At 54.8% G+C, this 20,061-nt stretch carries 21 protein-coding genes, 1 tRNA gene and 1 other RNA gene; 10 read left to right on the plus strand and 13 right to left on the minus strand.

Annotation, left to right across the window (positions count from 1 at the left end; genetic code table 11):
• Nucleotides 1–2: 2 nt before the first annotated feature.
• The 3 genes from ssrS to WMO26_RS05940 all read left to right on the plus strand — a co-directional run bounded on the left by ssrS (nucleotide 3) and on the right by WMO26_RS05940 (nucleotide 1,089).
• Nucleotides 3–206, plus strand: a non-coding RNA gene (gene ssrS / locus WMO26_RS05930) — 6S RNA.
• Between the two features lie 71 nt (nucleotides 207–277).
• On the plus strand, nucleotides 278–697 hold the full coding sequence (locus WMO26_RS05935; protein ID WP_494338186.1) for a sulfite exporter TauE/SafE family protein: 420 nt from the start codon (nucleotides 278–280) through the stop codon (nucleotides 695–697).
• Nucleotides 694–1,089, plus strand: coding sequence for a TSUP family transporter (locus tag WMO26_RS05940; protein WP_349218881.1), 396 nt, complete (start codon nucleotides 694–696; stop codon nucleotides 1,087–1,089). Before WMO26_RS05935 ends, WMO26_RS05940 begins: the two co-directional genes overlap by 4 nt.
• Nucleotides 1,090–1,160: 71 nt before the next feature.
• Here WMO26_RS05940 and WMO26_RS05945 read toward each other — a convergent pair whose 3' ends face one another.
• From WMO26_RS05945 to WMO26_RS05970, 6 genes are all read right to left on the minus strand, one after another.
• On the minus strand, nucleotides 1,161–2,357 hold the full coding sequence (locus tag WMO26_RS05945) for an ABC transporter permease (RefSeq protein WP_349218883.1): 1,197 nt from the start codon (nucleotides 2,355–2,357) through the stop codon (nucleotides 1,161–1,163).
• Nucleotides 2,358–2,451: 94 nt separating this feature from the next.
• The gene (locus WMO26_RS05950) at nucleotides 2,452–3,291 is read right to left on the minus strand and encodes a hypothetical protein (RefSeq protein WP_349218884.1); all 840 of its coding nucleotides are present in this window, start codon (nucleotides 3,289–3,291) and stop codon (nucleotides 2,452–2,454) included.
• A 35-nt stretch (nucleotides 3,292–3,326) separates the two neighbouring features.
• Complete coding sequence (locus WMO26_RS05955) at nucleotides 3,327–4,610, minus strand: ABC transporter permease (RefSeq protein ID WP_349218886.1); 1,284 nt, start codon at nucleotides 4,608–4,610, stop codon at nucleotides 3,327–3,329.
• Nucleotides 4,600–5,283 (minus strand): ABC transporter ATP-binding protein, encoded by a 684-nt coding sequence (locus WMO26_RS05960; RefSeq protein ID WP_349218888.1) that lies wholly within the window; start codon nucleotides 5,281–5,283, stop codon nucleotides 4,600–4,602. Before WMO26_RS05960 ends, WMO26_RS05955 begins: the two co-directional genes overlap by 11 nt.
• 102 nt (nucleotides 5,284–5,385) lie before the next feature.
• Complete coding sequence (locus tag WMO26_RS05965; protein WP_349218890.1) at nucleotides 5,386–5,871, minus strand: hypothetical protein; 486 nt, start codon at nucleotides 5,869–5,871, stop codon at nucleotides 5,386–5,388.
• A gap of 509 nt (nucleotides 5,872–6,380) precedes the next feature.
• A tRNA-Ala gene (locus WMO26_RS05970) sits at nucleotides 6,381–6,456 on the minus strand.
• A gap of 281 nt (nucleotides 6,457–6,737) precedes the next feature.
• On the opposite strand from WMO26_RS05970, the gene WMO26_RS05975 reads away from it, so the two are divergent.
• Entirely contained in the window at nucleotides 6,738–7,535 is a 798-nt protein-coding gene (locus WMO26_RS05975) for a ZIP family metal transporter (RefSeq protein WP_349218891.1), read from the plus strand.
• Nucleotides 7,536–7,600: 65 nt separating this feature from the next.
• On the opposite strand, the gene WMO26_RS05980 is transcribed toward WMO26_RS05975, so the two are convergent.
• The 7 genes from WMO26_RS05980 to WMO26_RS06010 all read right to left on the minus strand — a co-directional run bounded on the left by WMO26_RS05980 (nucleotide 7,601) and on the right by WMO26_RS06010 (nucleotide 14,265).
• The gene (locus WMO26_RS05980; protein WP_349218893.1) at nucleotides 7,601–9,322 is read right to left on the minus strand and encodes a sensor histidine kinase; all 1,722 of its coding nucleotides are present in this window, start codon (nucleotides 9,320–9,322) and stop codon (nucleotides 7,601–7,603) included.
• Between the two features lies 1 nt (nucleotide 9,323).
• Complete coding sequence (locus tag WMO26_RS05985; RefSeq protein ID WP_349218895.1) at nucleotides 9,324–10,040, minus strand: response regulator transcription factor; 717 nt, start codon at nucleotides 10,038–10,040, stop codon at nucleotides 9,324–9,326.
• A 36-nt stretch (nucleotides 10,041–10,076) separates the two neighbouring features.
• Nucleotides 10,077–10,733, minus strand: a complete 657-nt coding sequence (gene phoU, locus WMO26_RS05990) for a phosphate signaling complex protein PhoU (protein WP_349218896.1) — start codon at nucleotides 10,731–10,733, stop codon at nucleotides 10,077–10,079.
• Nucleotides 10,734–10,756: 23 nt separating this feature from the next.
• The gene (gene pstB / locus WMO26_RS05995; RefSeq protein ID WP_349218898.1) at nucleotides 10,757–11,509 is read right to left on the minus strand and encodes a phosphate ABC transporter ATP-binding protein PstB; all 753 of its coding nucleotides are present in this window, start codon (nucleotides 11,507–11,509) and stop codon (nucleotides 10,757–10,759) included.
• Complete coding sequence (gene pstA, locus WMO26_RS06000) at nucleotides 11,499–12,383, minus strand: phosphate ABC transporter permease PstA (protein ID WP_349218899.1); 885 nt, start codon at nucleotides 12,381–12,383, stop codon at nucleotides 11,499–11,501. Before pstA ends, pstB begins: the two co-directional genes overlap by 11 nt.
• An 11-nt stretch (nucleotides 12,384–12,394) precedes the next feature.
• Entirely contained in the window at nucleotides 12,395–13,258 is an 864-nt protein-coding gene (gene pstC, locus WMO26_RS06005; protein ID WP_349218900.1) for a phosphate ABC transporter permease subunit PstC, read from the minus strand.
• Nucleotides 13,259–13,359: 101 nt separating this feature from the next.
• Nucleotides 13,360–14,265: a substrate-binding domain-containing protein gene (locus tag WMO26_RS06010; RefSeq protein WP_349218902.1), complete on the minus strand. Its 906-nt coding sequence runs from the start codon at nucleotides 14,263–14,265 to the stop codon at nucleotides 13,360–13,362.
• Nucleotides 14,266–14,505: 240 nt separating this feature from the next.
• Here WMO26_RS06010 and WMO26_RS06015 point away from each other — a divergent pair, with 240 nt between their 5' ends.
• From WMO26_RS06015 to WMO26_RS06040, 6 genes are all read left to right on the plus strand, one after another.
• Complete coding sequence (locus WMO26_RS06015; protein WP_349218904.1) at nucleotides 14,506–15,255, plus strand: hypothetical protein; 750 nt, start codon at nucleotides 14,506–14,508, stop codon at nucleotides 15,253–15,255.
• Nucleotides 15,256–15,400: 145 nt separating this feature from the next.
• Nucleotides 15,401–15,838, plus strand: a complete 438-nt coding sequence (locus WMO26_RS06020) for a PH domain-containing protein (protein ID WP_349218906.1) — start codon at nucleotides 15,401–15,403, stop codon at nucleotides 15,836–15,838.
• The gene (locus tag WMO26_RS06025; protein WP_349218907.1) at nucleotides 15,835–17,277 is read left to right on the plus strand and encodes a PH domain-containing protein; all 1,443 of its coding nucleotides are present in this window, start codon (nucleotides 15,835–15,837) and stop codon (nucleotides 17,275–17,277) included. Before WMO26_RS06020 ends, WMO26_RS06025 begins: the two co-directional genes overlap by 4 nt.
• Before the next feature lie 147 nt (nucleotides 17,278–17,424).
• Nucleotides 17,425–18,216: an amidohydrolase family protein gene (locus tag WMO26_RS06030; RefSeq protein ID WP_349218909.1), complete on the plus strand. Its 792-nt coding sequence runs from the start codon at nucleotides 17,425–17,427 to the stop codon at nucleotides 18,214–18,216.
• 187 nt (nucleotides 18,217–18,403) lie between these two features.
• The gene (locus WMO26_RS06035) at nucleotides 18,404–19,354 is read left to right on the plus strand and encodes an ABC transporter ATP-binding protein (RefSeq protein WP_349218911.1); all 951 of its coding nucleotides are present in this window, start codon (nucleotides 18,404–18,406) and stop codon (nucleotides 19,352–19,354) included.
• Nucleotides 19,354–20,058 carry an ABC transporter permease gene (locus WMO26_RS06040; protein ID WP_349218913.1) on the plus strand — a complete coding sequence of 235 codons (705 nt, stop codon included), beginning with the start codon at nucleotides 19,354–19,356 and terminating at the stop codon, nucleotides 20,056–20,058. The genes WMO26_RS06035 and WMO26_RS06040 overlap by 1 nt, the downstream gene beginning before the upstream one ends.
• The last annotated feature ends 3 nt before the right edge of the window (nucleotides 20,059–20,061 follow it).

The following is a 20,061-nucleotide window of genomic DNA, read 5'->3' on the forward strand; positions in this document are numbered from 1 at the left end:
ACGGCTTCCTGCTTTGTTCGCGGACTATGGTTTTTTAACCCTACAAATGTATTCTCGGGAGCTTAGCTCTGCCGGGGGATTGCAGACCTCCCGGTCCTGCCTTTGTGCAGGATTGGATGAAGGGAGCGTGAAACCGGCAGGCGGGCACCCACCTGCTTTTTCGTAGGCAGGTTATACAAATCATATTACGGCAAAGCGGGGCTTTTTTAAGAAAAAAGGCATTCCGACCGGAGTTTCCGGCCAGGATGCCTTTTCTTATTTTCTCACTTTTCGAATAATTTCCTCTCCTTTGTGGAAAGCTAGGAACATGCGGCTTGCGCGCCGAACACAAATAAGGAGGGGACATATGAAAAAGCTGTTTTCCCGCATCGGCGGCGTTATCGTCGGGTTTATCAACGGCCTGCTGGGCGCGGGCGGCGGAATGCTGGCGGTCCCCCTCCTCTCCGCCTCCGGCCTTCCCACCCAAAAAGCCCACGCAACCTCTATCGCTGTCATCTTTCCCCTCTCCGCCTTTTCCGCCGCCCTTTACTTGGCGGACGGACGCGTCAATTTCTGGGACGCGGCTGTCTACCTTCCCTGGGGACTGGGCGGTGCGCTGCTGGGCTCCTGGCTTCTCCCCCGCATTCCGTCCGGACTTCTGCGTAGGGTGTTCGGAATCTTCATCCTGTGGGCGGCCATCCGGCTGCTGCTGCGATGAACGGGTGGTTTGGGATCGCGCTGGCCGGTATCCTGTCGGGAATGGCGGGGTCGATGGGACTGGGCGGCGGAACGGTGCTCCTGTTATACCTGACCCTGTTCGCCGGCGTAGACCAGCTGACGGCCCAGGGAATCAACCTGATTTTCTTTCTGCCCATTGCGGTCTTAGCCTTGGTGCTGCACGGACGGAATGGCCTGATTGCCTGGAAGGACGCCATTGCCATCGCCCTGCTGGGGCTGGCGGGCGCCGCTGCCGGCACCATTCTTTCCGGCTGGATCGACGGGGCCGTGTTACAAAAGATTTTCGCCGCAGGGCTTCTCTTCATCGGCTTTCGTGAACTCTTTCCGAAGGTCAAACGAAAAAAACCGGGAAGCCAGACGCATGAGCAATAGCTTCCTTTCCTATTAAAGAGCCGGGCCTTGTACCAAGAAAGGTACAAGGCCCGGCTCTTTTCCATTTTCGATCAGCGGTCCTTTAAAATGCTCACCGGATAGATTTTCCGGGTTTTTAAGGCTAAAAACAAATTGGACACCAGCACGATGCCTAATAAGCACAGGAAGGTTTCCACCTGCCGCATGGAAAAGAGCGGGACCACAATTTCTCCCACGCTGGAGGCGCGAAATTGTGTGGATAAAAAGGAAAAGACAAACTGATGAAACAAGAGCAGCGACACCGCTTCCCCGATCACAAAGCCGGTCAGCGCGACGATCCCCGTCTCCAACCAGTTGAGGAAAAATAGGTGAGAATTGCGGTATCCGAACACCTTCATCAGCGCCGTTTGCTTTCTTTGGCTGGAAAGCTTCGCGGCAATCAGGGCGAATACCAGGAAAAACGCCACCGCCGATAAAATAGCCACGGCAATCTGGTAGATCAGAGTCATGGAGGCAATGGAACGCAGCTCGCCTTGGCCGGAAGTGTCCCGCAGCTGGACGCTGAATCCCTCTAACCTTAAGGCGTCCACCTGATCCTCAACCACCTTTACCCATTTTTGTTCCTCCGCCACCACGCCGAACCGGTAATATCCGTCTCCATTTTTCCTGGGCTGGAGCTCCAGCAGTTCTCGCTGGGGAATATAGATCTGTGTGGTGGATTCCTTGTTTTCATAAGTTCCCACAACCCGGCAGCGGTAGATTTCTTCGCCGACCTGGAAGGTAAGCGTCTGGCCGATCAGGTCGGCGCCCTTCCATACTTGTCTGGCCATGAACCCGCTGGTATATTCCACCCGGTCGGGTACCAGCGCTACCTGGGAATCTTCGTTGGAAATGCCGCTTCCCTCCACTGCCTTTGGGACAAACCCTTTCGGCGCGCTGGTGAGCACTACCTCCCTTGGTGCAAACTTTTCCCGGTCCTCTCCCGCAACGGAAAGGTCGTCAGCCGCATCATATGCCATGGCTACATAGGGAAGAGCGGATAACCGATCCAAGTACGTCTCATTGGTCCCTTTAGCTGCGTTTTCTCCTTCCGCCACTTCCACCAGCAGCTCCAAATTAATCAGGAGACGACTCAGCGCCTGCTGCTGGTTTTGCAGAATGGAAAGGCTTCCGAAGGAAATGTCTACCGCACACGTGTAAACAGCAAGGATCAGTATGAATATCACGGAATTTACGCGGCTGCGTATGACGCTCCTTCCAGAAATACCTATCATGCGTCCAACCGTCATGCTACCGCCTCCTTAAACCGCTGGATTACACGGCTTTGTTTACTCCCTGCGCGCAGTATCCCGATCGAATTTTTCACGCGCTTGTGCAACGGCGTCAAAACAGCTCAAAGCGTCCGGTGGGATGGTCTTTATCCATCACATAATTCTCCTGAGGCCTTTCTGGAATTTCCACACCGGAACCTAGCTTGCTGAAATCAAATTGAACCTTCATATTCGATTTGGTTCCCTGCTCTTCATTATTGAAGACATAGTGGAAGGTAAGCTCTGTAGCATAACCATCCACAATTTTAATCACCGCTTGTGTATCCTCGCACTCTTGCCCTCCGAGACTCCAATCCATGCTATCCGGCAGAAGAGATTCTCCTTTCAGGGTGGCCGTGTAGACCGCGCTGCCGTCCTCCTGCTCGGTAAAGCTCCCCTGAATAATCTGCGTTTCGTCAAACCGAGCGATCAACTGACGAAAATCAAAGGAAACAAGCACTTCTTCCAGGGTTCGCTCAAATTTTGTCGCGGTCGTTTTTGTTGCGCTGAATTCCCCGTCACGAAACTGCGTGGGGTCTGCAATGACATACACAAAACCATCCTCATACCAATAACGCGCTTTGGTTTGTGCCCAAACCGGGCTTTCATATTTAAGGAGACTCTCGACGTAATATCTGGTTTCTCCCTGCTCCGTAAGAAAGGATTCAGTAAATTCAATGATCCCATGTGAGTTTGCATCTTCCATGCCGATTTCTCCCGGGTCCATTCCAAATTCGTCTCCTTCAAACCAGGAGTCGATAATTCCGTCTACTTGGAAGGTTTCCAGCGCCAAGGTTTTGTCCAGCGCTGCCAGAGCGGCGCCATAGTCCCCCTTGGAATTGCAGGAGGTAGCACAACCCGCCGCCAGGCAAACCGCCAACAGCAATGCCAGCCACCCATTTGCTTTTTTCATTGAGCACCCTCTCCTCTCACAACAAAAGCTAAACTTTATCCGTCTTCTTTCAGCGCCTCGGTGGGCGGAATCCGAACCGCCTCTACAACCGACGCCACAATTCCCAGCAGAGGGGCACCAAAACTCACGGCCAACGCCACAAGAACGCTTTGTCCGCTCAAGGATAAAAACAGCCGGTGGTTCAAAAATTGGTTTGGAACCACCACCAGCCAATGAGTCACCGCTAAGGCTGCGACGGTAAGCAATACAGCCAGCGCCAGGCTAACAAGGCACTGGAGGACCCCTTCGGTTACCACCATTCCCCAGATATTCCGATTGCGGTACCCCACTGCTTTTAAAAGCCCCAGCTCGCCCCGGCGGGATCGCACCGATAAAAACATGGTCATGGAGGAGGCCAGCACGGTTACGGCAAACAAAATCCAGAAAAAAAGCATTCCGTAATGCCCAATTACCTTTCTCATGTCCACGCCGGTTTGGTCATACTGGACCCCCCAGCCAACCTCCAAGCCCACCTCTCCCAGGGCGTTTCGGATGGCCATATTGTTTTCAACACTATCCGAATACGCAAGGATCCGGATGTTTTGCGGCCAATATCCCGGCTGATCTGCGTTGGCCTCTTCCGCCTCCTTATGCTGCTGGAGCAAAAGGTCGGTGACGGTTCCCGGGGCCGCATAGCATTCGTTTGCCAGAGTGAAATACTTATAATTGTCGTACACGCCCACGACCTTCAAGGATAAAGTTTCCAAAACCTCATATTCCTCTGTTTGCGGATTGGTTCCATAGTATTCGAATTCCTTTACTTGACCCAAAAATTGCTCTCCGTCAATGATTTCCTCCTCCGGGATGGCCCCATCGGTATCCGCCATCACCTTTGTGCTCAAATACTTGGGGATGACGATGGCGTTTGTTTCCCCTTCTTCATAGGGCCGCCCTGCCATCACTTCTGGGAGGACTGTATTTTCCACCTCCCAAAACATAAGCTGTCCGCTTTGCTCATTGCCAAATCCAGTTAGCTCTGGCAAAGCAAGCGTAAAGACCCCATTTCCAAACGATGCGGAAAGCACGTGCTCCTGTGCTTTTACCAGAGCCAGCCGCTCCTCGTCGGTATACCGGGTTCCATAATACTTAATAAACATGCGCCGGTAGGCAAGATTGTCAGTATAGTTGCGTTGGTAGTAGTCCCCCCAGCCCTCTGTCAGGGATAGGGTAGTCATCAGCGCAGCCAGAGTCAAAGTCAGGGTCAATATAAACAGTGCTGCACCGCCCTTGCGCCGGGTGAGATTGACATAGGAAAGAGACAGGTATCGGCTAAGCTTCACGGTCATCCGCCTCCTTGAGCTTTCCCTTTTCCATTAAAAGCAAGCAATCGGCATATTCCCTGACCACCTCGTTATGGCTGACCACCAGCACACATTTGCCGGACTTTGCAAGCCCTTTGAGCGTATCGAACACCAGCCGTTCGTTTTCCTCATCCAGGTTGCCCGTGGGTTCGTCAGCAAAGATGCAGTCCGGGTCGTTGGCCAGCGCCCGGGCAATGGCCACTCGCTGCTGCTCCCCGCCGGACATCTGCTTGGGATAGTGGTTCGTCCGGTCTTCGAGCCCCAGCCCGGCCAATAGTTCCTTTGCCCGTTCCTTTGCCTCTTTCCCAATCTGTGGATTGATGTACATGGGCAGCATTACGTTTTCATAGGCCTTAAGCTTGGGATTAAGATAATATGCCTGAAAGACAAACCCGATGGTATCCCGCCGGATCTGTGCTTTTTCTTTCTCCTTGAGATGGGAGGCGTCCGCTCCGTTTACCAAGATGCTGCCGGAGGATGCGTCGTCCAGCAGGCCGAGGATCTGCAGAAGCGTGGTTTTTCCCGACCCGGAATGCCCCATGACCGCATAGAATTTCCCCCGCTCAAGGGCAAGGGATACCCCGTCCACCGCATGAAAGGTCTTTCGGAAGGTTTTCACAAGGTCTCTCGCTTCGATCACGGTGTCTTGCATCTGTCGTTCCCTCCCAGTTGTAAGCAGGGTACGCCGGAACTGCTCCGGCGCACCCTGCCGGTAATGGTTTATGCTTGGTTTTTTACATTGTCGCGTTGAATGTTACGCTGATCTGCCGTAGCCGGCGCCTTGCCATCCATCGGGACGGTATGGATTGGTCGTGTCGGAACAAACCTGGAATGCTGTGGTATCATAAGACTGGCCTACCGCATTAAAACTGACACGAAAATAGTATGGTCCTGCGTAATATACACTAGAAGAGGTTGGGACAATGCTTGCAGTCATATTGTATTCACAGTATACCGTGTTATTTACTTCTGTCCCCACCACACATTGAACATTTGCAGGCGTGCTCGTATGTCCAGCCTGAATCACGCACGAATCAAAGTAGGAAGACTGATATGCATAAGGCCAGCTACGTTCCGGAATAACGCCTATAACTCCAAGACCGACATGAATGTTTTTACTTGTTTGAATCTGTGCAGCTGAAGCCGGAAGAACGAACAGGACGGACAACAACGTAACCACCAAGAGGAAGCTGATGACTTTTACCAATTTGCGCATAGAAATACCCCTTTCCTGTTTCATTTGTATTTCCTTCCATCTAATTGACGAAACCGTCCTGCTGTATGGCCCATTGGAATCCTTCTCTTTTCATATTTTATGTACTAATTATATAAAATTCTAACATAATATAAATATTTTTCAATCATCATCTCTATTTTTTTGAAGAGAATTTCTAATTTTTAACATAATTATGCCGCATTTTGTTTAATTATTATATTTTCAAATTTTATTTGTATACAGTAATTTTTGGTATTCTCTATAACCGTTGCAGATGGACGAAGAAACGCAGGCAATCGGGCAGCCTTCTTTTGCATCCCGGCGTACAGGAAACAGCCGCAGCCATGATGCCGGATTTATGCACAAAAAGGGACAGGGAGAAGAATCTTCTCCCTGTCCCTTTTTCTTTCCTTATAAGCGTTAATTTCAATAAGCGGCGCGCATAAATGTTCTAGTCCATAAAGCGATTGACCTATATCGAGCATTCCAGATGAAAAAAGGAACCAAAATCATACGACTTTGGTTCCTGACCTTGGTGGAGCATAGCGGGATCGAACCGCTGACCTCTACACTGCCAGTGTAGCGCTCTCCCAGCTGAGCTAATGCCCCAGATTGTTGTCACATTTGCTGCAACGAAGGCTATTATATCGTATTCCCTTGTTCTTGTCAATCACTTTTTCGGGAAAACTTTGCAATTTCTTTTATAAAAAAAGACATGCTGTTTTGCTTCCTTTTCTCCGGTTCTCCATCGCTGTGTCCACGCCCTTTCTTCCAGCCGGTTCGCGTCCGCGTCACCCATTCACTCTGTCCGCATACCCTGAATATGGGGTGTCATCCGCATAGGCCCCACCCTAACGGCACCCTGAAAAAATTGATTCGGGGGGAATACAGTGGAATTCTTTGAAAACATAAACCCGGTGGTGCAAGGACTTCTCGCCACCCTCTTTACCTGGGCCATCACCGCCCTGGGCGCGGCGGTCGTCTTTTTCTTCCGCGACGTGAACAAAAAGGTGCTCAACATCATGCTGGGCTTCGGCGCCGGCGTGATGATCGCCGCCAGCTTCTGGTCTCTTCTGGCACCGGCCATCGAGCTATGCGGGGAACTGGGAAAATCCCAATGGGTTCTGCCGGCCTTGGGCTTTGTAACCGGCGGGCTCTTTATGATTGTAGCCGATAAGCTGCTGGATAAATCCAGCTTCGTCACCGCCGCGGCCGGCAAAAGCGCGTCTCTCAAGCGCAGCATCCTGCTGGTCAGCGCCGTCACCCTTCATAACATCCCCGAAGGCATGGCGGTAGGGGTCGCCTTCGGCGGGGCCGCCATGGGCGTACCCGGTTCAACCCTGATGGGCGCCGGTATCCTGGCGGTGGGAATCGGGCTGCAAAACTTTCCGGAAGGCGCCAGCGTGGCTCTGCCCCTGCGAAGAGAGGGGTACAGCCGCCTCAAAAGCTTCCTGTACGGCCAGGCGTCGGGTCTGGTGGAACCCATCGCCGCCGTGATCGGCGTCGTCGCAGCCATGGCCATGCGGGAAATCCTGCCCTTCCTTCTTTCCTTCTCCGCCGGCGCCATGATCAGCGTGGTATCTGCGGAACTCATCCCGGAATCCATCAACTCCAACAAAAACCTGAGCGTCTTAGGGATCGTAATGGGCTTCCTGGTCATGATGATCCTGGACGTCGCCCTGGGTTAGGCCGCAAAACAAAAGGGCCGCAGCGGATCCCAACCGGTTTGGGACCCGCTGCGGCCTCTTTGTATTCAAGCCTTGGGGAAGGTGACGGTGATCCGGGTCCCCACCTGTTCCTCGCTTTCCAGGGCAACCACACCGCCGTAATGTTCGGCAGTATGCCGGACGATGGAGAGGCCCAATCCCGTTCCGCCAGACTTGCGGCTGCGCCCTTTATCCACTCGATAGAACCGCTCAAATACTCGCTCCTGGTGTTCGAGCGGGATGCCGATGCCGGTGTCCGCCACTGTCAGGATCACCTTGCCGTCCATTTGTCTCACTGATACGTCCACCCGCCCGCCGGGGCGGTTGTATTTGACAGCATTGTCCACCAGGTTGATAACCATTTCCCGGATGCGCTCCTGGTCGGCGCGGATCGAACCGTCCCCACAGGCCGACAGCGTTACCTGCCGCTCCCTCGCCTTGCCCTCCAGTACCACCTGCACTTCTTTGACAATGTTCCCTAATGACACGATTTCCAGCCGCTGGGGCTCTTCCGTGGCGTTTTCCAGCTCGGCCAGCTTGAGGATATCATTGATGAGCCCCATCAACCGGTCGCTTTCCTTCATAATCAGACGGATGTACTCCCGCTTTTTCTCGTCGTCGGCCACAAGCCCCGCGTCCATAAGCTCTGAAAAGCCCTTGATGGCGGTCAGAGGAGTTTTCAGCTCATGAGAAACATTGGCGGCAAAGTCGGAACGCACCCGCTCGAGGCGAATGATCTCGGTCACGTCGGACAAAAAGAGGACGGCCCCTGTGGTCAGCCCCTCCTTGCTTTTGGCGGGGCTGACGATGCAGCGGTAAACGCGGCCGTTTTTGTTGCGCATGTCCAGCTCCGCGTGGGATTCCTTTCCGCTGCGGAAGGTCTTTTTGATTTTTTCCAGAAGCGCTATGTCCCGGCAGACCATTTCAAAGCTTTTCGCGTCGCCGGCGCCGCCGAACAGTTCCTTGGCCCGCTCGTTGATGGTGATGATGTGCATGGACCCGTCGAGCACCACCACCCCGTCGTCGGTGGCGGAAATGATGTCCTCAATTTCCGCGGATTTCTGCTTGATTTCCGCAATGTACATTTGAAGCCGGCCGCTCAGATCCCGGATGTTGCGCACGACGGGAACCAGCTCGTCATAGGGAGGCGCGGAGATTTCGCCGGGCTTGCCGTCGATGATGAGACCTTCCACTGCTCCGGATAGTTCCTCAAAGGGCCTGGTAAAACGGGCGGATACCCGGCGAGAGAGGAAGAGAATTACCAAAAAGACCGCCACGCACAAAAGAAGCACAGGCGGAAGCACCTGGAGAATAAAGCTGTAGGCCACCGCAACCGGCGCCGATACCCGGATATAGATCCCGTCGGTCAAAATCATGGCGGCGTAGAAATTGTCCTCCCCGGTGGTCTCACTTTTGCGCACGTCTTCCCCATACCCGTCGCGTATGGCCTCTATCATCTCGGGCCGGTCCAGGTGATTGGCCATGGCCGAATAATCCGCATACGAGTCCCCCAACACCTTCCCGTCCACTGCCACAATGGTCACGCGGATGTCCCCATGCAGGTCCCGGGCCAGGCGCTTGGCGTAGGCGTCGTAATCGCTGGTGTCCCCCACGTTTGTCAGGTAGGAGGCGGTATTCATCACATTGGAAAGGTCCCTTCGCAGGTCCTGCACCCGAAACTGGGACATCCACACAAAGCAGATGGCCAGCACGCAGACCATGGCGAGCAGGGTGAGCACCGTCAGAATAATTCTCAGCCGTTTCTTCATCTTACGATTCCTTTAAGAACTTGTAGCCGTAGCCGCGGATGGTCTCTATGTATTTGGGCGCGTCCGGGCTGTCTGAGAGCTTCTGGCGGATGGACTTGATGTGCATATCCACCGTGCGGGTGGTGTCCCCCGCGTATTCATACCCCCATACCTTTTCAAGCAGGTTGTCCCGGTTCAAAACCACCCCGCGGTTTTGATACATATATAGGAAAAGCTCAAATTCCTTGAAGGTGAACTTCACCGGGACCCCGTCCTTACGGATTTCCCGGCTCGCCGCATCGATCTCCAGGTCCTTATACCGGCATCTGCCGCTTTCCTTCGGTCCGGCCGATACTGACCGGCCTTTCGTGTACCGGCGCAGCACCGCCTTGATGCGCGCAAGCAGCTCAAGCACGCCGAAGGGCTTTGGAATATAGTCGTCCGCCCCCAGCTCCAGCCCCATGGCCTTGTCGAACTCGGTGCCCTTGGCGGTGAGGAAGATGACTGGGACATCGGGCATGTCCTTAGAAGCGCGCAGCCTTTTTAGGATGTCGTACCCGCTCATACCGGGCAGCATAATGTCCAGCAAAATCAGGTCCGGCACCTGCGTGTCCCCCCGCTCGAAGAGGGCCGCACCGGAGTCAAACACGCGCACCTCGTAGCTGGCGGACAAAAGCGCCGTTTTAATCAGTTCGGCGATGTTCTCGTCGTCTTCCACCACCCAGATTGCCGTTGCCAAATCGTTTCACCTGCATTTCTTCGTTGCAGGCGCGCGTTATAGGATGCGCGCGCCCTTGTGCTTGCCCGTAATGTTGAAGACCACCCACTCGGCGATGTTGGTGGCATGATCGCCGATGCGTTCGAGATACTTGGCGATCATTAAGAGATCCACCGCTTCTTCGCCTTTGCTGGCGTCCTGCTGGATCAGAGAAATGAGCCGCTCCTTAAAGGAGTCAAACAGGGCATCCACCTCGTCGTCCGACGCGATCACGGCGTTTGCCAGCTCCAGGTCGGAGGTGATGAACGCGTCGATGCTTTTCGAGACCATTGTAACACATTTTTGCGCCATTTGCGAAATTTGTGCCGGGATATCTTCATATTCCCGCTTTTCAAACTGCACGATGATCTCCGCAATGTCCGCCGCCTGGTCGCAGATGCGCTCCATGTCGGTGATCATTTTGAGGGCCGTGGAGATGGAACGCAGGTCTCTGGCCACCGGCTGCTCGGACAAAAGGATGCGCAGGGACTTGCGTTCGATGGCGCTTTCCAGCTCGTCCACCACGTTGTCGCTGCTTATGACCTCTTTGGCAAGGGCAATGTTTTTTTCCTTGAGCGCCGTCATAGCCTTGGAGATGGCAGTTTCAATCAGGCCGCCCATTTTGACCAGATCGCGGTTTAATTCGTCCAATTCCTGCTCGAATTTATTTCTCAATGCAATTCCTCCTGCTTTTTCTTTTAACCGAACCGGCCGGTGATGTAATCCTCGGTTTTCTTCTCCTTGGGGTGGGAGAACAGGGAGATGGTATCCCCGGACTCGACGATCTCCCCATGCAGGAAGAAAGCCGTCTTGTCGGAAATCCGGGTTGCCTGCTGCATATTATGCGTCACAATGACGATGGTATACTTCTCCTTGAGAACCGTCGCCAGGTCCTCGATTTTGGTGGTGGAGATGGGATCGAGCGCACTGGTGGGTTCGTCCATCAAGAGTACTTCGGGCTGCACGGCAAGAGCCCGGGCGATGCAAAGACGCTGCTGCTGGCCACCCGACAAAGCCAGGGCAGGCTTTTTGAGCCGGTCTTTCACCTCGTCCCAGATGGCGGCGTTGCGCAGGGATTCCTCCACGATCTCATCGAGCACGTGGTGCTTTTTGATGCCGTGGGTGCGCGGGCCGAAGGCGATGTTGTCATAGACGCTCATGGGAAAGGGGTTGGGCTTTTGAAACACCATGCCCACCCGCTTGCGCAAAAGGGAGACGTCCATGTTCCCGTAAATATCCTCCCCGTCCAGGGTGATCTGCCCGGTGATTTTGCAGCCCTCTACCAAGTCGTTCATGCGGTTTAGCGACTTTAGCAGGGTGGATTTGCCGCAGCCGGACGGGCCGATAAAGGCGGTGATCTCATTGGGCAGGATTTCCAGATTGACGTTTTTTAATGCCTGGAAGTCCCCGTAATACAAATCCATATTGCGGATGCTGATTTTACTCTCCATCTGTGTTTCCTCCGCTTACTTTCTTGGCAAGATAGGATGCGAGCAGGTTGATGACCAGCACGATGCTCACTAGGATCACTCCGGTGGCGAAGGCGGTGTTACGCCCCGCCATGCCCCCGTCCCGGGTGGAAATATACATGTGTACCGCCAGGGTACGGCTGGAGTCCAACAGGCTCCCCGGCATTTTGGCCACCGACCCTAGGGTGAAGATGAGGGCCGCCGTCTCGCCCACAATGCGTCCCACGCTCAAAATAACGGCGGAAAGGATGCCCGGCATGGCGCTGGGCAGCACGATTTTAAAAACGGTGCGCAGTTTAGAGGCGCCCAGGCCGTAGCTGCCTTCCCGGTAACTGTCCGGGACCGAGAGAATGGATTCCTCGGTGGAACGGATGATGACCGGCAGCACCATAATGGCCACCGTACAAGCGCCCGTGAGAATGGAATAGCCCCAGCCGAGCACTGTTCCGAAAAAGATGGAGCCGAACAGGCCGTAAACAATGGAGGGGATGCCCGCCAGCGTCTCGGTCGCCAGGCGGATGAGCTTAACGATCTTGTTGCCCCGTTTTGCGTATTCAGTCAGGTAAATGGCGCAGAAAATGCTCAAGGGCGCCGCCAGCAGCAGTGCTACGATCACCAGGATGATGGTGGTGACGATGGCGAAGGACATGGACGGATTGTCCGACGAGTACGCGCCGAATACCAATTCCGGAGTAAGATGGGAAACGCCGTTTACAAAGATATAGCCGATGACGAAAATCAGCGACGCGATGGTCAGCAGCATGGCCAGGTTCACCAGCAGAAAAAGCGCCAGCGAAAGAGGCTTTCTGCGGTAGATGCGAAGCTGATCCTTAAAGTGCTTGACAGCCAGTTTCATACAATCGCCCCCTACGCCCGTTTTTTACTGGTCAAGAGCCCCAGCGCCATATTCAAAAGCAGGATAAACACAAAGAGCACTGCGCCGGTGGCGATGAGGGCGTCGTAATGCAGACCCGACGCATAGCTCATCTCCAGCACGATGTTGGCCGTCAGGGTGCGCACCGATTTGAAAATGGAGGAGGGGAGTATGTTCGAGTTCCCGGCCACCATAACCACCGCCATGGTTTCGCCGATGGCCCGGCCGATGCCAAGGACAATGGAGGTGACCACGCCGGATTTGGCCGCGGGCAAGATGACCTTGAAGGCGGATTCTTCCCGGGTGGCCCCAAGCGCCAAGGCCCCCTCCTCGTAGCTCTTGGGAACCGCACGAAGAGAGGTTTCACTGATGGAAATGATGGTGGGCAAAATCATAATGCCCAGCACGATGGAGGCCGCCAGGACACTGTTGCCGTTTCCTTCGAAGTTTTCCAGGATAAAGGGCACGATCACCATCATGCCGAAAAAGCCGTAGATGATGGAAGGGATTCCGGCGAGTAAGGACACTGCCTGCTTGAGCGCCGGATAGATCCTTTTCGGACAGAACTTCGCCAGGTAAATGGCGCCCAAAAGCCCGATAGGCACGCCGATGACAATGGCGCCGGCGGTCACGTAGACACTGCCCACGATCATATTGAAAATGCCGAATTCCTGAGGGACGTTGTTGGGCTGCCAAGAGTTTCCGGATAGGAATTCCCACAGCCCCACCTGCTGAATGGCGGGAATGGCGTTTGCAAAGATAAAGTAACAGATAAACAGTACCGCGCCGATGGAAAAGAGCGCGCACAAAAAGAAAAAGAGCTTAGACCCTTTTTCCAGGATTGCCTTTTTTCTCATATCTGGTAGCTCCTGTCTCGATCCGCCGCAAAGGGGCGGACACGTTTTGCGTCCGTCCCTTTGGGAATATTATTGCAGAAGGTTTGTTGACCGTTCATCCTTTACACCTTGTCCCAGGTGCGAACCTCGCCGGTGAAGACCTTCTTGATCTGCTCGGTGGTCATCTCGGTGGTGGTGTTATCCTTGTTGACAATGACCGCGATGCCGTCGTTGGCGAAGACGGTAGGAGTCAGAGCGGCTTTTTCCTCGTCCTTAAGCTCACGGGAGGAGAGGGCCAGCTGGGATTTTCCTTCCTGGGCGTCCTTGATGCCGGCGCCGGAGCCGTTGTAGGTGACCTCAATGCTCACGCCGGGATTGAGCTTGACGTATTCTTCTCTGAGCTTCTCAATGACCTTCTCGGTGGAGGTGGAGCCGCTGAGGATAAGCTTGCCGGACAGGGCGGTGGAGGGGGCGGTATATTCCTTGGCGCCGTCGATGGTCACGAAGCCCAGGGATTTGACGATTTCCTGGCCCTGGGTGGAGGTGGCATACTGGATGAAGTCCGCCGCGATACCGCTGGCCTCACCCTTGGAGGCGATGATGAAGGGGCGGGACACCTTATAGGTACCGTTTTTCACGTTTTCCTCGGTGGCTTCCACGCCGTCCACCTTCAAAGCCTTGACGCTGTCGTTGACCGCGCCGATGGAGGTATAGCCGATGGCGTACTTGTCGACCTCGACCTTGGCGGGGACTTCGTCGGTAGAGCTGGCGATGACCGCTTCAGAGAAGAGCTTGTTGACCTCGCTGTTTCCAGACTTTTCAATCAGGCCCATAATCTCGTCGAATGCGCCGCGGGTACCGGAGGAAGCTTCCCGGGAGATAACGGTGATGTCCTTGGTGGAGTCGAACTTGCCGGCAGCCGTGGTGGAGCCGGTGGAACCCGTGCTTGAATCGCCGTTGCCGCCGCAGCCGGCCAAAACGGATACGGCCAGGATTACCATAGTCGCAAGAGAAAGCAATTTTTTCATTTGTTACACCTCACTGTATTTCTTACAGGATCCATCATAAAAGGGGCGTGTATAGCGGGAATATACCGTGTGTAAAGATCGTGTAAAACCGCATTTTCCCAGTTGTAAGTAGTGTTCACAGATAGAAATGGAAAAATACACGACAGAATTTGACAAAGTTATAGGGAATCGGTATAATTAGACCCATATAAATCTTTGCAGCACGAGCAGAAATCGAGTGAAAAGTGAGGATGTGAAAGCATGTTGGAATTTATCCAAAACCCCTGGGTCATCGGCATTGTGGGCGGCATCGTCTGCGGCATTATCGTCTGGCTGCTGACCCGGTGCGCCATCTCCAGCAAGGGGAACAATGAGTACATTAAGAAAATCTATCAGGCAAACGACGAGGTGTTCCTCTCCTTGAAACCGTACATTGCGGACAAGGGCCTGCCCGACCAGGAGATCATCGAAGCGATGATCGCGTCTACCGCCAGAAAATACCTGCTAAAGGCCAGCGATATGTATACGGTGCAGATCTTCTGCGAGGAGCTGATTAAGGACATTACCTCCAACGTCTACTTCTCCTGGGAGGAAAAGAAGCGTTACTCCAACGACCTGCGCACCTTTATTGAAGACCTAAACCGTCAGACGGACAAAAAGACTGCCGCGGAAATTGACGCGAAGGTAAGCGACATCGAGCATAAAAAACGCCTGTCGGAAATCAAGCGCAAGGACCTCAACACCGTGAGCATGATCGCGGGTCTCTTTACCGCCGTGGTCACTTTGGTGCTCGCGCTTATGGCAAACAGCTTCTTCCCCTCTGCCGAAGGGTACAACAGCTTTGTGCTTTACACGGTGCTGGCCATCATCCTGTGCGGCATCGTCAGCTCCGGCGCGCTGCTTTTGTTTACCAAGGTCAACATTGTGGGCCGCCGCAAGCGGGCCGCCAAGGAAAAGCGCAACGCCATCGTCGTGGATGTGGACGAAGGAAACGACAACTGGATCGAATAAAGCTTTGTACGATGGCTGCAATGCCACACCGCTGTGAAGGCAAATGGCGGTGTGGTATTTTTTTCGTTTCCGGTAATCCTATGCATATACATGTCATAAAACGAACACGCATATGGGTAACATGAAGAAAGGAGGCGGCTATGCGATGAAGCTTTCCCTGGCGAAAAAGGCGCTGCTTTTGTGGCGGATTTGGCTTATGCTGATCTGCGCGGCGGCCGGCGTTCTTTTTTACGCGCTCTTCCCCCTTCTCGGGAACGGCGCGGTAGCGGCGGGAATTTTCCTGGGCGCCATCGCCTTGTGGCTTTTCTTTTTCTGGATCCCGGGATACCATTCTTCCTTTCAGATTCAGCTGGAAGCAGGCCGCCTTTCTCTTCGCCGGGGGGTATTCCTGCACCTGGAGCACAGTGCCTCCCTGTGCGCCGTCCTCCTTTTGCAGCTGCACCAGACCCCGCTTCAGCGGCTGATGGGGATTGCGTCGGTGACGCTGTGTCTGCCCGGCTCCCGGCTGCATCTGCCCGACCTTTCTTTGGACGACGCGCAGCAGCTGCTGCGCCTGTGGAAAACGTACAGGAGGCGGCCATGAGAAGGCGCACCCATCCGGCCCGGATTGCCACCGAGCTCAAACGCTACGTGTTTTTGCTGCTGCTGCCGGTAGCCCAGCAACTGCTCAGCCTTCCCTTTGAGCCCTGGGCCTGGTCGCTGCTCTTGTGGCAGGAGCTGTTTGCGGCCTCGGCGGTGGTGCTTTTGGCGGTCTGGCGCTGGGCAAGGCTATGGTACACCGTCAAGAACGGGGAAATCCTAGTGGAAAGCGGCATTTTTCTTCACAAACAGGTACATCTGCGTTTTCGGGATGTGTCCTCGGCCGACGTGGAACGCCCTTTATGGCTTATCATCCTGGGCGGCGCCCGGCTGCGGCTGGACACAGCCGCAGGCAGCCGGCGCAAGGCGGACGTGGAGCTCTATCTTCCCAACCGCCGCGCCCTTTCCATCGCGGCCATGGTCAAGGGTCACGGCCGGGCACCGGCCATTTCCTCGAGCTACCGGGCAAATCCATTTTTCGTGGCGGTAATGGCCGCCTCCGCTTCCAACGCAGCCGGCGGCATTCTCTTCGCCGTTCCCGTGGTCAAGGGGATCGGCCAGCTACTCGGGCAAGAAATCGAGGCCCAAATTCTCGGCACCATCGGCACCTTAGCCACCTTTCTGGTGGCGGTCCTCCCCCCCGCCACCGCGCTTTTGGCCACCATTTTGGCGGTGGGCTGGCTCATTGCATTTGTCCGGGTCTTTCTGCGGTACGTGCGTTTTTCTCTGCGCCGCACGGAGGGGCGGCTGACGGTGTCCTCAGGCGCCGTTGGCCGGTACCGGTCGGTGCTGGGGACCCGGCACATCTGCGCGGTGGACATCCGCCAGGGCCTCCTCCTTCATCTGATGGGGCTTGCCAGCGTCAACGTAATTTGTGTGGGATACGGCAAGCAGGAGGGGCAAAAGGCGGTACTCCTTCCCTGTGTGCGAAAACGGAAAGCACGGGAGTCCTGCGGGGAAATCCTCCCCGAGTTCGCAGGGCCTAAAAAGCTTTCTCTGCGCCCTCAAAAGGGTACTTTGCGCCGATACATTCTCTACCCCTGCGTAGGGCTGCTCCTCATTCCTCCCGGGGCCTATCTGGTTCAAATTCTCCTTTCTCCGTTCAGCGCCCTAGTCCCTTTTCTCGCCGCGGTGCTGGCAATTTTATGTCTGTGGATGATGGTGCTTTCCCTGCTGTCCTACTATGAGGCGGGGGTCGCTCTCGAAAAGCCGGTATGCCGGTTTACCTGCCGCAAGCGCTTTTCGCTGCACGAAGTACTGGTGCCGGCGGAGAAAGTGCAGCGGCTGGCCCTCACCCAAACCCCGTTTCAAAAGCAGGCGGGGCTTTGCCACCTGCGGGTGACCGTGGTGGGAGAGCGGGGGACTTCTTACGTCATTCGGCATCTGCCGGCAAAAGAGGCCCGCGCGGCCATCCGCAGGTTCTACGGAGAAGAACCCAAATAAAGCCGAAAAATCCTACAAAAATGCCCCAAAGCCGCAGTTTTCTTTGACAAGGCGGCTCTGGGGCGTTATAATATAGTATAAACTGCCTTCCATCTGTAAGGTCATTTTTGGTGATTCTAGCCCATTCTTTTGCGGAGATGATTCGGTATGCAAGAAATCATTGATTTTCATGCGCACATTTACCCGGATAAAATCGCCCGGAAGGCGACCGAAAACGTCGGCCACTTCTACGGCATTCCCATGGACAACGTGGGGAATGTGAACACCCTGCTGGCGGTGGGCCGCCGGGCCGGGGTGACGGGTTATGTGGTCCACTCGGTGGCCACCACGCCCGAGCAGGTACCTTCCATCCATTCCTTCATCGCCTCCCAGTGCCTCGAGCACGAGGAGCTGACCGGCTTCGGCGCCTTCCATCCTGACTTAACGCCGGCTCAGGCCCAGCAGGCCCTCGACCAGATTAAGGAGCTGGGGCTTAAAGGCGTCAAGCTGCACCCGGACTTTCAGAAGTTTAACATCGACGACCGGAAGATGTACCCCTTTTACGAAATGATCGCCGGCAAGCTGCCGGTCCTGTTTCACACCGGAGACGACCGGTACGATTTCTCCAGTCCCACGCGGCTTGCAAGAGTGCTTTCCGATTTCCCGAACCTGACGGCGGTAGCGGCTCACTTCGGCGGGTACCGCCGGTGGGACGAGGCCCAGGCGGTTCTGCCCAAGGGAAAGGTGTATATCGACACGTGCAGTTCCATCGCTTTCATCGGGGTCAAACGAGCCCAGGAGCTGATCCGCCACTACGGGGCGGATCATGTGCTGTTCGGTACCGACTTTCCCATGTGGGACGCCAAGGACGAGCTTGCCTATCTGGAAGAAATGGATTTGTCTCAGGAAGAGCGCGACCTGATTTTCTCGCAAAATGCCAAACGGCTGACTAGCCGGTAAGGGATTTCCTGGCGGTCATTCTTTCGTAATGAAATGTTTACACATGCTAGGGCAATTGCTGATAGAATATTGCTATTCCGGCAATTGCCCTTTTTGTGCGGCAATCCTGCCGCACAGCATCCGGTTTTCAGCGCTTTTTGCGCTTTGAATACGAAGACCCATCGCAGACAAATAGGAGGGAATACATATGATAGAGGTGAAAAACCTCTCCAAACGGTATGGAAAGAACTATGCCGTTGAGGACATTTCCTTCTCCGTGAAGGAAGGGGAAATCCTCGGCTTCCTCGGGCCCAACGGCGCAGGAAAATCCACTACCATGAATATGCTCACCGGGTACATATCGGCCACGTCCGGATCGGCCTCGGTGGCGGGGATCGACATTCTGGAAAACCCCATTGAGGCGAAAAAGCACATCGGTTATCTGCCGGAGCTGCCGCCTCTGTACCTGGACATGACGGTGAAGGACTATCTGGACTTCGCCTATTCGCTCAAGAAGGTGTCCCTTCCCAAGCGGGCACACATCCAGGAAATCTGCGGGCTTGTGAAGATTGAAGACGTGTACGGCCGTCTTATCGGCAACCTTTCGAAGGGATACCGGCAGAGAGTCGGGGTTGCCCAGGCTCTGCTTGGAAACCCGGACGTGCTGATTCTGGACGAGCCTACGGTTGGCCTGGACCCCAAGCAGATCATTGAAATCCGAAACCTCATCAAGCACCTGGGCAAAGGACACACGGTCATCCTCAGCTCCCACATCCTCACCGAAGTGCAGGCGGTGTGCGAGCGGGTGGTGGTCATCAACAACGGCCAGATCGTGGCCGACGGCACTCCCGACGACCTGTCCACCGCTATGACCGCCGACCACAAGCTGATCATCCGGGTGGCCGGGCCCAGCGAAGACGTTTATAAAATGCTCTCCAAGCTTCCCCATCTGGTGGAGATCACCCGTAACGGGCAGAAGGAACCGGGCGTCTTCGAATATTCCATCGAAACCGAAGCGGGCACCGACATCCGCAAGGAAATCTTCAACCGCCTCTCCGACCGGCACTGGCCTCTGATGGCCATGCGCACCAACGACCTGACGCTGGAGGACGTGTTCTTGCAGCTGACGGGAGAAAAACAGATGGGAGGTCGCCGCTGATGCTATCGGTTTTCAAACGCGAATTCAATTCCTATTTTCATTCGGCCATCGGCTTTGTGTTTCTGGCGGTGTTCTGCTTTTTCTCAGGCCTGTTCTTCTATCTGTACTGCCTGGCCTCTTTAAACGCCGACCTGACGCCGGTGTTTTCCGCCATGTTCACCATTTCCTTAATGGTAATCCCGCTGCTGACCATGAAGCTCCTCAGTGAGGACAAGCGCCAGAAAACCGACCAGCTGCTGCTGACGTCGCCGGTGAGCCTTTTCTCTCTGGTGGTGGGCAAGTACCTGGCGGCGTTGGCGGTCTACGGGCTTGCCATCCTCATCAACGTCCTTTTCGGCATCGTCCTGTCCGCCTTCACCACGCCGGAATGGATGGTAATCATCGGCAACCTCTTAGGCTCCTTCTTTATGGGCGCAGCCTTCATCGCCATCGGTCTGTTTATCTCCAGCCTGACCGAAAGCCAATTGATCGCGGCGATATTAACCTTTGCCGTATCCTTCATTCTCATCCTGCTCGACGGCGTCACTGCGTTTTTCTCTTCCACCGCTCTGAACAAGGTGGTGGAGTGGCTTTCCTTCAACAACCGCTATTACCCCTTTACCATCGGAGTGATCGACTATTCGGCCATCGTCTTTTTCTTGAGCGTTGCGGCGGTCTTCCTATTTTTGACCATCCGCGTGCTTGACAAAAAGAGATGGAGCTAAGGA

Origin of the sequence: Solibaculum intestinale, assembly GCF_040096205.1 — a bacterium.
Classification (GTDB): Bacteria; Bacillota; Clostridia; order Oscillospirales; family Acutalibacteraceae; genus Solibaculum_A; species Solibaculum_A intestinale.